This is a genomic window from Terriglobales bacterium (assembly GCA_035764005.1).
Lineage (GTDB): Bacteria > Acidobacteriota > Terriglobia > Terriglobales > Acidobacteriaceae > Gp1-AA112.
Genome location: DASTZZ010000055.1, coordinates 128,116 through 140,249 on the forward strand (window position 1 = coordinate 128,116; position 12,134 = coordinate 140,249).

Sequence of the window (12,134 nt, forward strand, 5' to 3'; positions counted from 1 at the left end):
CGGAGGACACGAAGGAGACGAAGGATGGTCTCGTTCGCCCGGCGAGCTTCTTTAGTGTTCACCCGCGAATCGGTTCGAGCGCAATCTCTTCGACACTCAATTCACTAAGCCCAGCCACTCGATAGACTGAGCCCACAAGTTCTCTCCTCCTCTGTGTCCTTCGTGCCTTTCGTGTTCAAATTGCTTTTCTCGTCCCTGTCTCCATGTCTGCCTGGGTTAAGATTTCACCGTGGCGCTGCCAGGGCTTTCCAAACATGGCGGATCGAGCGTGGCTGAACCTGCCGAGCGCGGGGAGCGACGCTCGGATTCGCGTTCGCGTCCATTGCGTGTTGTGGCAATGGGCGGCGGAACTGGGCTCTCCACACTGCTGCGCGGATTGAAGCGCTATGCTCCGCATACTCCCGGAATTGAGAAGCCAAAGTCAGGCTCGCCCGACTTGCCGCCGATTGGCGACCTCACTGCGGTGGTCACCGTCACCGATGATGGTGGCTCCAGCGGACGCCTGCGCAAAGAATTCAACATCCTTCCCCCGGGTGATATCCGCAACTGCCTCGTTGCCCTCTCGGAAGACGAGGCGCTGCTCTCGCGTATCTTCCAGTACCGTTTTGAAACTGGAGAAGGACTCGAGGGACACAACTTCGGAAATCTTTTCGTTACTGCACTCACGGCTGTCACCGGCGACTTTGCCGAGGCAGTGCGTGAATCGTCTAAGATCCTGGCGACGCGTGGAACCATTTTTCCCTCGACCGTCAGCAATGTTCAGCTTGAAGCACGGATGGACGATGATTCGATCGTCTTTGGAGAAACCAACATCACCCGCAGCCATCTGCGCATTGTGCGCCTCCGCATGGTGCCGGAGAACGCAGAACCATTACCGGAGACTCTGGAAGCAATCTCGAAAGCGGATCTGATCACGATTGGGCCGGGATCGTTATTCACGAGCCTCGCGCCAAACCTGCTAGTACACGGAATTCCCGAGGCCATCGCAGCATCGCGTGCGATCAAGGTGTATGTCTGCAATCTGATGACGCAGGCCAACGAGAGCCTCGGGCTCACAGCCGCCGATCACATTCGCAAGCTCTACGAACATGCCGGCGCGCCGATCTTTGACTATGCGGTCGTGAATACGGCTCCGATCAGTGAATCCCTGCAGGCGAAGTACGCACTCGAAGGCGCCAGTCGGATTGTGGTAGATCGCGATGCCATCGAAGCTCTGGGAGTACGGTGTGTGACCGGCAACTTCGTTGCCGAAGGCGATATGGTGCGACACGCTACGGATCGTGTTGCAGCCGAGTTGCTCAAACTCGCCGCAAGGACTAAGAATTCTTAACCGATGAAAAAATCACCGCTCTTGTTCACTGCGCTCTTCTTACTTGCAACACTTTCCTTTGCAGCTACAGACAATGCCCTCCAGTCTAAGATCGAAGCGCTGGCCGCGCAGCATCACGGCAAACTGGCCTTGTATGCCACCAATCTCAAAACGGGAGAGACGGTTGCCATCGATGCCGATACTCCAGTCGCAACGGCTTCGGTGATCAAACTCACCGTTTTGGTCGAAGCCATGCAGCAGGTGAAAACCGGCAAGCATTCGCTGGCGGACAAAGTGACGCTGCACAAAGACGATATCGTTCAGGGCTCCGGCATCCTGCAGTTCTTCGACACGCCGCTCGTTATCACGCTGAAAGACGCGCTCACGTTCATGATTATCGAGAGTGACAATACGGCGACGAATCTCGTGATCGATCAGGTCGGCATTAAGAACGTCAATGACAACATCACGAAAATGGGGCTGAAGGACACGTATCTCTACAAGAAGGTTTACAAGCCCGCTTCCGGCCCAATGCCGCCCGACCAGAAGAAGTTCGGATTGGGAAAAACGACTGCGCGCGAAATGGCAAAGGTGATGGAGAGCATTGTCCGCTGCGATCTGCACGATCAGAAGCTGTGCGACGCCATGCTGTACATGCTGCGCAACCAGCAGTATCGCAATCTCGTGCCGCATTACATCGAGACCTCCGACACCTCCGAAGGTCTCTCGCTGATTGCCAACAAGACCGGCTCACTCGACGCCGTGCGAAACGATGTTGCCGTCGTCTACTCGAAAAATGGTCCGATCATCATTTCGGCCTTCACCTACGACAACGAAGACAAGAGCTGGAACAACGACAACGCCGCTGAGCTTCTGGTCGCTCACATCGCCAAGGACATCATGGACGCATGGTCGCCGCAAGGACTAGCCAAAGAAATCCCCAGCACAACTTCCGCGCCGTAAGCGGGTTAACAGAACCGCCGGCGGTAGCCGGCGGGTCGGAGGTCGCCGAATGGCGAACTCCGAGCGCGACGATATTGCGAGCACTATGGAGAGACGTAGCCGCACACACTTCGGTTGCGCCACCGCGTAGCACTGCAGTAAGCGCAACAGCGGCGCTTGCCGGGGGACCCCGCCTATCGGCGGCGGTGCTGTCGTTACACGCGGCGTATGATATTCACGCGCTGATCGCATCCTAACTTCAGGCGGTTCCTATGCGCTTCTTTGTTGCTTCCGTTCTCCTGCTCAGCTCAGCGGCTTTCGCGCAGACTTCTGATTCGACAACAACCAGTTCCGACACAGCGGCTCAAACCCTGACGGTTCCGGCTGGAACAAAGTTGCTGATGCGGCTCAAGAGCGGCGTCAATACGAAAAGTGCGAAGCCCGGCGACGGCGTGTACCTGGAGACCGACTTTCCGGTGAGCATCAATAACACCATGGCGATCCCGCCGGGCACGTATGTACAAGGCGTGATCGATAACGTGAAGCGCTCCGGCCGCATTAAAGGACGTGCCGAAGTTCTCTTTCACTTCACTACGCTGATCTTCCCGAACGGCTACACGGTTTCCGTACCTGGCTCTGTCGATAACGTCCCTGGAGCCGACAATGGGAAAGTGGTCAACAAAGAGGGCAGCGTCCAGGCCGATGGGACCAAAGGGAAAGATACCGGCACAATCGCGGGCCCTGCTGCCGAGGGCGCCATCATTGGCGCGCTTGCGCGCGGTGGCAAGGGTGCTCTGGTGGGAGGCGGAATCGGCGGAGCGGTTGGTCTGGCAGAAGTGCTCTTCACCCGCGGCAATGAGATCAACTATCCAGCCGGAACACCGGTAGAAATGGTTCTCCAGCGTTCGCTCACCCTCGATCGACAGAGAATGACTCAAGAGAAGGCAGAGTATGTACCTCGGCAAGGGCCGACTCACCTGGAGAAACCGAGGCTGGAGCCGGAGCCATCTCCGAGGTAGGCTAATTTCGGCCCACGAACGCTCATGCAAAACGTCGGCGAATAATCGACCAGAATCTGTTATTCGTGCTCTCGTAAGTACCTGAAATCCTCGCTAAATTTTTTCACAATCTTTTGACTGCGCCGCTCAATTGTGCTGGTGACCTTCGTGTAGCCCCGCGTTCCGTTTCCGCACGTGCACAATCCTGCATCTCACAACCCAGTGGCACCTAAACCCGAATTCGGTGTAGTGGAGACGACGCGGGAGCAGCCGGTCCGAGCCCAGATCGAAGAACATCAGGCTGATTCGTTGATCGACTATCTCGCGGCAGTGTTCCACATCCGCGAACATCTGCCGACACGCCAAGCACGGCGTCCGGAGCTCTGGTTTCGTGGCGCCGACCGCGAGCACGATCCTATTCCCAGCGTTTTCCGATACGAAAATTCCGACGAGTGGGAGATCCGCCGCGAGTTTCGCCGGCGCGGTATCCTCATGCTCTCCGAGCGCGAGCCGCAGGATGAATGGGAGTGGTACTTCCTGATGAGGCATAACAACGCGCCGACGCGTCTGCTCGATTGGACAGACAGCGCGTTAATCGCGCTGTACTTCGCGTTGCGAAAGCCGCTCCCCGAGAAGGCGCCTCCGGCGGTGTGGGTGTTAAATCCGGTGCTGCTGAATCAAATCGTTTGCAAAACCGACTCCGTCGTCTTGAGCAATGAGCCGCAGGCGGCAGGATATTTGCCTGAATCGCCGCGCGATGAACTCAAACCAGAGCTGCCGATTGCCGTCGATCCGATCCATGTCTCGCGCAGGCTCGCCGTTCAGCGAAGCCGATTCACAATTCATGGCAAGGACCAAAATGGGCTCATTACTGTTGCGGCGCGGAATCCAGGTGTTCTGTTTCGAGTGATCATCGCAAAAGAGTGCGTGAACCCCATCCTCAACGACCTTCGCACCTGCGGCGTTTCAGAAACGACGATCTTCCCCGATCTCGAGGGACTCTCACGTGAACTGCTGGGTGAGTGGCCCGTGAAGCGGCGCAAAAGCTGAGTTCCCGGAATTTCAGCGATTTTGTTGCTCCACAGCACCATCTGAGCATCAGCTTCAGGCAAAGCTCTGCATCTAACATTCAGTACCAGTCAGGAAATCTATAAAGAAGTTGAGCGCGCCACGTGGAGTGGGATTCGGCGATAACCCTTGCATTTGCGGCAGAGCACCTGTTCGAAGCTGCCCAGCTACTTACCAGCGACCTGGTGCCGCCTGAACGTGCGCTCAAAATCGCGCACGAACAGCACCTGGTCCCCCTTCTCGAAAACGACACCTTCCTTCCGCCGGCGATTCGCGGCAAACTACTGGCCGCACAGAAGTCGTATGTGGATGCCACCTCCAGAGATTTCACTCGCGACTTCGCTCGTGAACTGGCATCGGAGCTCATGAACATCCTCTCGGAGATCACGGCGACCCTAGGTCCCATCGCGACGCCTTCGTTCCTGCGCATAAATCCAGAAGCAGCGTAGTCTTAGTTCCTGTCATTCCGAACCGCCCTCTGTTGGCGGTGAGGAATCCCTATCGACTTCGACAACGCTAATCTCCAGCGGAAGGACAACCCGCAAAACCTTTAGGACCACAGCTCGAACAAACTTCGTGATAAACGATAGGGATTCCTCAGCGCCAAAATCGCGCTTCGGAATGACAGAAGAGCGCTTCGCGTCTGCGTGGTGAGAAATAAGCGGTTTTGCGTTATAGTCACGAAGCATTCCGAACCCGAGGTAGGTAATGTCGCGAACTGTCCGCTGCGGCCTGATTCAGGCCCACAATCCTCTTGGCCCCGAGCACAGCCTGGTGCAAATCAAGAAAGCCATGATCGACAAGCATCTGAAGCTGATCGAGCAGGCGGCCAAGCAGAAGGTCCAGATTCTCTGCCTGCAGGAGCTCTTCTACGGTCCGTACTTCTGCGCCGAGCAAAATCAGAAATGGTATGAGATGACCGAGCCCGTGCCTGACGGCCCAACCACGAAGCTCATGCAAAAGATCGCGGCCAAGCACAAGATGGTGATCGTGGTGCCCGTGTACGAGGAGGAGATGACTGGCCTCTACTTCAATACCGCGTCAGTCATCGATGCCGACGGACGCTTCCTCGGCAAGTATCGCAAGCACCACATTCCGCAGGTGGCGCCGGGATTCTGGGAAAAGTTCTACTTCACGCCGGGGGACACTGGGTATCCGGTCTTTCAGACGCGCTACGCGAAAGTGGGCGTGTACATCTGCTACGACCGCCACTTCCCCGAAGGCGCGCGCATTCTCGGGCTGAATGGCGCAGAAATCGTATTCAATCCGTCAGCCACTGTCGCCGGCCTCTCCGAGTATCTGTGGGAACTGGAACAGCCAGCGCATGCAGTTGCCAACGGCTACTTCGTCGGAGCCATCAATCGGGTGGGTGTCGAGAAGCCGTGGGCAATTGGCGAGTTTTACGGAAAGAGCTACTTCTGCAACCCACGAGGGAAGATCATCGCGCAGGCCAGCAGAGATAAAGACGAAGTCGTAGTCGCCGATCTCGATCTCGATATGATCGCCGAAGTGCGCAAGACCTGGCAGTTCTTCCGCGACCGTCGTCCAGATTCATACGAGCCGCTGGTCTCGCAGGCAGGTAAGAGCGCGACAGCAGGAAAGGGATAAGAAGGCACTCAGAATCAGCAATCAGCACTCAGCATTCAGCACTCAGCAAAACCAAGCTCTAATAAACGTCGAATTTCAACGACCGCGCCTTTGCTGATCGCTGAATGCTGATTGCTGACTGCCGAGGTTTTTCCATGACCAAAGACGAAATCATCCGCAAACATAAGCAATATTTATTTCCATCGATCTCCACCTACTTCACCGATCCGCTAGTCACCGATCATGCCAGCATGCAGTACCTGTGGGACGTCGAAGGCAAGAAGTACCTCGACTTCTTCGGCGGCATCGTCACCATCTCTGTCGGGCACACCAACCCGCGAGTCACCTCGAAGGTCAAAGCGCAAATCGATAAGATCACGCACGCCTCGACGCTGTTCCCAAATGAGGCCATCGTCGCGCTCGCGGAAAAGATCGCGCAGATTACGCCCGGCGAAATTTCGCAGAGCTTCTTCACGAACAGTGGAACAGAAGCGAATGAAACTGCGATCCAACTCGCGCGCATTCACACCGGTAATTACGAGGTGGTTGCGCTCCGCCACGGCTACAGTGGACGCTCTCAACTCGCGCAATCCCTCACCGGACACGGCACCTGGCGCAAGTCGCTTCCCAGTGGAGCGCATGGAATTGTTCACGCGCTGAATCCTTACTGTTATCGCTGTCCGTTCGGCATGAAGCCGACGGAGTGCGGCGTCGAATGCGCGAAGGACGTTGAGGCCGTAATCCAGACGACCACCTCAGGTCAGATAGCTGCCTTCATCGCCGAACCGATCCAGGGCGTCGGCGGATTCATCACGCCGCCCAAGGAGTACTTCAAGATCGTCTTCAACATCGTGAAGCAATATGGCGGTCTCTTCATCGCCGACGAAGTTCAAACCGCCTGGGGACGCACGGGCAAGAAATGGTTCGGCATCGAGCAGTGGGAGGTGTATCCCGACATCATTACCTCAGCGAAAGGCATGGCCAACGGCATGCCCGTCGGACTCACCGCTACGAAACCAGACATCGCAGCCAGCTTCAAAGGCCTGCAGATTTCAACCTTCGGCGGCAATCCCGTCGTGAGCGTCGCAGCCAAAGCCACCATCGATCTGATTGAAGAAGATCGGCTGATGGATAACGCCGAAGTGGTCGGCAACTACTTCCGCCAAGGTCTCGAAGCACTCAAAGACAAGCACGACCTAATCGGCGACGTGCGCGGCATGGGTCTGATGCAGGCGCTCGAATTCGTCAAAGACCGAAAAACCAAAGAAGTCGCGCCGCAGGAAACAACGCAGTTCATGGAAGAGTGCCGCAAGCGCGGCCTGCTCGTCGGCAAAGGCGGACTCTACGCAAACGTGATCCGCATGTCGCCGCCGTTGAACATTGCCAAGAGCGACGTCGACGAAGCGATCCGTATCATGGACGAAGCGCTGAGCGCAGTCAGAGAGCCGGCGGCTGCGGCAGCCCGGTAGCTCCAGTGTGTTGTTGTCATTCCGAACCGCCGCGTTTTGGCGGTGAGGAATCCCTACGAACTAAGAGCTGTTAATTCGATCGGAAGCCCCGGCAGTTTTGTGGAACATCACTTGTGAGAACTGGGAACAGTTGCACGAGCAAACATCATAGAAGTTGATAGGGATTCCTCACCGCGAGAAGCATGCGGTTCGGAATGACAAACCTGAAAGTCATGGCCACGACCCCACAGCAAAGCCGCGCAACCAGCATCGAAACCAGCCCGCTCTACAACCGCGACCTCGCTCCGGTCGAGCCTGCGGGGAGAACGTGGTCCACCTACAACTACGCCGCGCTGTGGGTCTCGATGTCGGTGAACATCCTCACCTACATGCTTGCCGCAAGCCTTATCCAGGGCGGCATGGACTGGAAGCAGGCGGTGCTTACCGTGTTTCTCGGCAACACCATCGTGCTGGCGCCGATGCTGCTCAACTCTCATCCCGGCGCCAAATATGGAATTCCCTTTCCGGTACTCGCTCGCGCATCGTTCGGACTGCTGGGCGCGAATGTTGCAGCCGTGCTGAGAGCGCTGGTCGCCTGCGGATGGTTTGGAATTCAAAGCTGGATCGGCGGCGAGGCGATCAACACCCTTCTTGCGACACTCTGGCCGGCATGGTCGAAGAACACGCATGGCGTGGCGATCTGTTTCATGATCTTCTGGGCGATCAATCTCATTGTGGTCCTCAAAGGCATCGAGTACATCCGCTTTCTGCAAGGCATGAGCGCGCCGATCCTGCTCGGCGTCGGCTTACTCCTACTGGGATGGGCATACACATCGGCCGGCGGATTCGGCCCGATGCTCTCCGCGCCATCGAAGTTCCAAAACAGCTCAGAATTTCTTAAGTTCCTGATCCCAGCCCTGAACGGCACAGTCGGATTCTGGGCCACAGTCTCACTGAACATTCCGGACTTCACGCGTTTCGCCCGCGATCAGCGCGGACAGATCATCGGCCAGGCCGTCGCTCTGCCCACGACAATGACGCTGTATTCGTTCATCGGCGTCGCAGTCACTTCCGCGACAGTCGTCATCTATGGCTCGGCAATCTGGGATCCGGTCCAACTGCTGAGCCGATTCCATTCGCCTGTTGCGGTCGTCATCTCGCTGCTGGCGATCTTGCTTGCCACACTCAACGTGAACATCGGCGCGAACGTAGTCTCACCGGCGAATGACTTCTCCAATCTTTGGCCAAAGAAAATCTCGTTCAAGCTCGGCGGCCTGATCACCTGCTTCATGGGCATCGCCATGATGCCGTGGAAGCTGCTGGCGAATCACCGCACCTTCATCTTCGGATGGCTCGGCGGATACGCCGCCGTACTCGGTCCCGTTGCAGGAATCATGATCTGCGACTACTTCCTCATTCGCCGCAAAGTTCTCGCCGTAAACGGCCTCTATCTGCGCGGCTCGGAATATGAGTACGCGGCAGGTTTCAATTGGAAAGCGATTGCCGCGCTCGCGATCGGAACCGGCATAGCTCTGATCGGCCTCGTGATCCCGTCTGTGCGATTCCTGTACGACTATTCCTGGTTCGTAGGCTTCGCCGTAGCGTTTATAACGTATCTGCTGCTAATGGAGACACAAACCAAGCGCGGCTGAACAACTTCGATTTGAAGCCTCCGTGTCCTCCGTGTCCTCCGTGTTTAAATAGCTTTTCCGCATGCTAGAACTGCACACGCCAATCCAGTACGTGAAGGGCATCGGCCCGCGTGTGTCCGCCATTCTCAACGAAAAGGGCATCTACACGGTCGAGGATCTCCTCTACTACCTCCCTTTCCGTTACGAAGATCGCGCCAATCCTAAATCCCTCGCCGAACTCAAGCCCGGCGAGATGGCCAGCATCATCGCCGAGGTGCGCTCTTTCCACCTGTACCGGACCAAGAATGGCATTCCCATTTTTGAACTCGTCGTCGGTCAGGCAATGAAGACCATCGTCTGCACCTGGTTTCACGGCGCGTACATGAAGGACAGATTCAAAGCCGGTCAGATGCTCGCGCTCTACGGCAAAGTCGAAGAAGGCTGGGGCCGATACGCGAAAGCGCGGCTGCAGCTTATGCAGCCACAGGTGGAAGTACTCGGAGTCAGCGAAGACGATCCCGAAGACCTGCTGACCGAGCGACTGGAGAACTCAGTCGAAATCGGTCGGATTGTTCCCGTTTACGAAGCGATCGGCAAGCTGAATTCGCGCTGGTTTCGCAACACCATGCATCGTGTACTGAAAGAACTCTCGCAGGAGATTCCCGACGGTATCCCGGCCGCAGTCCGCGATGAGATGAATCTCATCAGCCGCCGTCAGGCATTCGAGCAAGCCCACTTCCCTCCTGTAGGAGAGAGCTTCGCCGCGCTCGAGAACCGCAGCACACCCGCGCATCGACGCCTCATCTTCGAGGAACTGTTTTTTCTCGAAGTCGGCCTGGAACTCAAACGCCGCAACTTCCGGCGACGCACCGGGATCAGCTTCGAGCTAAACGAGTGCGTGCGCGAAGCCATCAAGCGATTTCTTCCGTTCCGCCCAACGGCAGCGCAGAAGAAAGTTCTGGGAGAGATCGCCGCCGACATGCAAACGCCGGTTCCGATGCGCCGCCTGCTGCAAGGAGATGTGGGATCGGGAAAAACCCTCGTCGCCCTCGAAGCAGCCATGATCGCCATCGAGAACGGATATCAAGCCGCGCTCATGGCGCCCACGGAAATTCTCGCGACGCAGCACTATCTTTCCGCGCGCAAGCTGCTCGAACCGCATGGCTACCGAGTAGTGCTCCTCACCGGCTCACTCGAAGAAGACCGCAAGCGATCAACTCGCCGCCACATAGCTCAAGGCAACGCGCAACTCGTGATCGGCACGCACGCGCTGATCGAAGAGAAGGTCGAGTTTTCCAAATTGGGACTCATCGTAGTCGATGAGCAGCACCGCTTCGGAGTCCTCCAGCGCTGGCGCCTAATGCGCAAACCAACCGACGTGGAGCCGGCCGCCCCCGGCCGGGTGTCTGATAGGACTGCCCAGAGTCAAGCCTCAAAGCAATCAAAGAGCAGCACCAATGGCGTTGCTTCGGGTTTTACATCACCCGATGACCCGATCCCGGGGTCCCCAGCAGGCGCCGGTGTTGCGGCTGCTGGGGTGAAGGTCACCCGATCACCCGATCCGACTGAGCCCGACGTTCTGGTGATGACTGCCACCCCGATCCCGCGCACTCTCGCCCTCACTCTCTACGGCGATCTCGATTCGAGCATTCTCGACGAGCTGCCACCCGGACGCTCTCCGATCGTGACACGCCGCGTAACCGACGATCGTGCGCCCGACGTTTGGGATTTTGTCCGCAAGCAAGCAGCGCAAGGACGGCAGACGTACGTCGTCTATCCAGTAATCGAGAGCGCAGCCGACGAAGACGACGTTCCGTTCGACGTGCGCGAAGCCGAATTAGGACGAAATGAACTAAAAGGACCGGCGGCCGCCCCCGGCCGGGTTCTTCGCCGCGAAGGCCGGCAAGCTGCGCAACGCCCAAGACAAGCATCTCTCGCCGGCATCGCTCCACCTCCGAAGAAGTCCCGCTCCGACCGGAGGCTGAACCTGAAATCTGCGACTGCGATGTACGAGGAGCTGCGCAAGAAGATATTCGCTGACCTGCGCGTCGGCTTGCTCCATGGCCGCCTCTCGTCAGATGAAAAAGAAATCGTCATGGCCCGCTTCCAACGCGGAGAAATTGACGTGCTGGTCGCGACCACAGTGATTGAAGTCGGCGTCGATGTGCCCAACGCCACGGTGATGGTCATCGAACATGCCGAGCGCTTCGGACTCTCGCAGCTCCACCAACTTCGCGGACGCATCGGACGCGGCGCGCACAAGTCTTACTGCGTGCTCATGACCGGCGGCAAGATTTCTCCCGAAGGTGAACGCCGCCTGGAAGCGATGGTAAAGACGCAAGACGGATTCGAGATCGCCGAACTCGATCTCGAACTGCGTGGACCTGGAGAGTTCTTCGGCACCAAGCAAGCAGGCGCTCCAAGCTTCCGCGTCGCCAACTTAATCCGTGATCGCAAGCTGCTCGAACTCGCCCGAGCCGAAGCTCACCGCATTGTCACAGGCGAAGTCGGCAAGATTTCCAAAACGGAACTCAACACCGTGATGAGCCACCTGAAAACTCACTGGCAGAGACGTTATGGACTCGTTGAAGTTGGATAATGTTGTGAGAAGGTGAACAAACTCGCTGATAAGAAACAGTAGTGTCATGTTCTCGAGCGTCCAGCCCGAAGGGCGGAATGTTCTAGCCCACGCGCGTGAGAGGCTGTTACGAAACTCGAATTTTGCATTCCAAAACCACAACGCCTCGTGTTTCCCATCCTGGGAAACACAACATATGGCTCGATTTTATTGCCTGTTTCAGAGTTAGTGTGTACGAGAAGCAGAATCTGTGATGTTGAGTTCCCGCGCGTTTTCGTCGGGGTTTCCAGCAAGCGCCGATGTTTGCGGGTTGCTGGGGTGATTGCGGGAACCACCGAGCGTTGCAGTTGCGTTGCTTTTGGCTCTTGCAAAACCAACCCCAACCGCAAGGTGCTTCGGCATTCGCCTCAGCATGACAAAGCTTTATTTAGTTCACGAATGCTATTTTCATCTACTCCTGAGCCAAGGAGCGAAGCGACGCAGGCGAAGGACCTTGCGTTTGCCTTTGATCCTCGGAGGGGTGGATACGGAAGGTGCGGGATACCCAGGAACGCGCTTTTCGTTCTTGAGGTG

General features: G+C 57.1%; 9 protein-coding genes. All 9 read left to right on the forward strand.

Translation table 11 applies throughout. The features are described from left to right. Positions 1–337 precede the first annotated feature (337 nt). The 9 genes from VFU50_08630 (at position 338) to VFU50_08670 (ending at position 11,582) form a co-directional block, all read left to right on the forward strand. Positions 338–1,330 carry a gluconeogenesis factor YvcK family protein gene (locus VFU50_08630; protein ID HEU5232911.1) on the forward strand — a complete coding sequence of 331 codons (993 nt, stop codon included), beginning with the start codon at positions 338–340 and terminating at the stop codon, positions 1,328–1,330. Between the two features lie 3 nt (positions 1,331–1,333). Further along, positions 1,334–2,272 (forward strand): serine hydrolase, encoded by a 939-nt coding sequence (locus VFU50_08635; GenBank protein HEU5232912.1) that lies wholly within the window; start codon positions 1,334–1,336, stop codon positions 2,270–2,272. A 251-nt stretch (positions 2,273–2,523) separates the two neighbouring features. Continuing rightward, complete coding sequence (locus VFU50_08640) at positions 2,524–3,270, forward strand: hypothetical protein (protein ID HEU5232913.1); 747 nt, start codon at positions 2,524–2,526, stop codon at positions 3,268–3,270. A 201-nt stretch (positions 3,271–3,471) separates the two neighbouring features. Further along, entirely contained in the window at positions 3,472–4,299 is an 828-nt protein-coding gene (locus VFU50_08645) for an FRG domain-containing protein (GenBank protein ID HEU5232914.1), read from the forward strand. Positions 4,300–4,421: 122 nt separating this feature from the next. Then, the gene (locus VFU50_08650) at positions 4,422–4,766 is read left to right on the forward strand and encodes a hypothetical protein (GenBank protein ID HEU5232915.1); all 345 of its coding nucleotides are present in this window, start codon (positions 4,422–4,424) and stop codon (positions 4,764–4,766) included. Between the two features lie 259 nt (positions 4,767–5,025). After that, positions 5,026–5,925: a nitrilase-related carbon-nitrogen hydrolase gene (locus VFU50_08655; protein HEU5232916.1), complete on the forward strand. Its 900-nt coding sequence runs from the start codon at positions 5,026–5,028 to the stop codon at positions 5,923–5,925. Positions 5,926–6,059: 134 nt separating this feature from the next. Continuing rightward, a complete protein-coding gene (locus VFU50_08660; GenBank protein HEU5232917.1) occupies positions 6,060–7,373 on the forward strand; it encodes an aspartate aminotransferase family protein in 1,314 nt (437 codons plus the stop codon). 194 nt (positions 7,374–7,567) lie between these two features. Continuing rightward, positions 7,568–9,004, forward strand: coding sequence for an NCS1 family nucleobase:cation symporter-1 (locus VFU50_08665; protein HEU5232918.1), 1,437 nt, complete (start codon positions 7,568–7,570; stop codon positions 9,002–9,004). Between the two features lie 61 nt (positions 9,005–9,065). Beyond that, on the forward strand, positions 9,066–11,582 hold the full coding sequence (locus tag VFU50_08670; protein HEU5232919.1) for an ATP-dependent DNA helicase RecG: 2,517 nt from the start codon (positions 9,066–9,068) through the stop codon (positions 11,580–11,582). Positions 11,583–12,134: the final 552 nt, after the last annotated feature.

What these genes read in the sequence shown, in the direction of transcription:
- VFU50_08630 (HEU5232911.1), top strand. Translation starts at nt 338, where the DNA reads ATGGGCGGCGGAACTGGGCTCTCCACACTGCTGCGCGGATTGAAGCGC.
- VFU50_08635 (HEU5232912.1), top strand. Translation starts at nt 1,334, where the DNA reads ATGAAAAAATCACCGCTCTTGTTCACTGCGCTCTTCTTACTTGCAACA.
- VFU50_08640 (HEU5232913.1), top strand. Translation starts at nt 2,524, where the DNA reads ATGCGCTTCTTTGTTGCTTCCGTTCTCCTGCTCAGCTCAGCGGCTTTC.
- VFU50_08655 (HEU5232916.1), top strand. Translation starts at nt 5,026, where the DNA reads ATGTCGCGAACTGTCCGCTGCGGCCTGATTCAGGCCCACAATCCTCTT.
- VFU50_08660 (HEU5232917.1), top strand. Translation starts at nt 6,060, where the DNA reads ATGACCAAAGACGAAATCATCCGCAAACATAAGCAATATTTATTTCCA.
- VFU50_08665 (HEU5232918.1), top strand. Translation starts at nt 7,568, where the DNA reads ATGACAAACCTGAAAGTCATGGCCACGACCCCACAGCAAAGCCGCGCA.
- VFU50_08670 (HEU5232919.1), top strand. Translation starts at nt 9,066, where the DNA reads ATGCTAGAACTGCACACGCCAATCCAGTACGTGAAGGGCATCGGCCCG.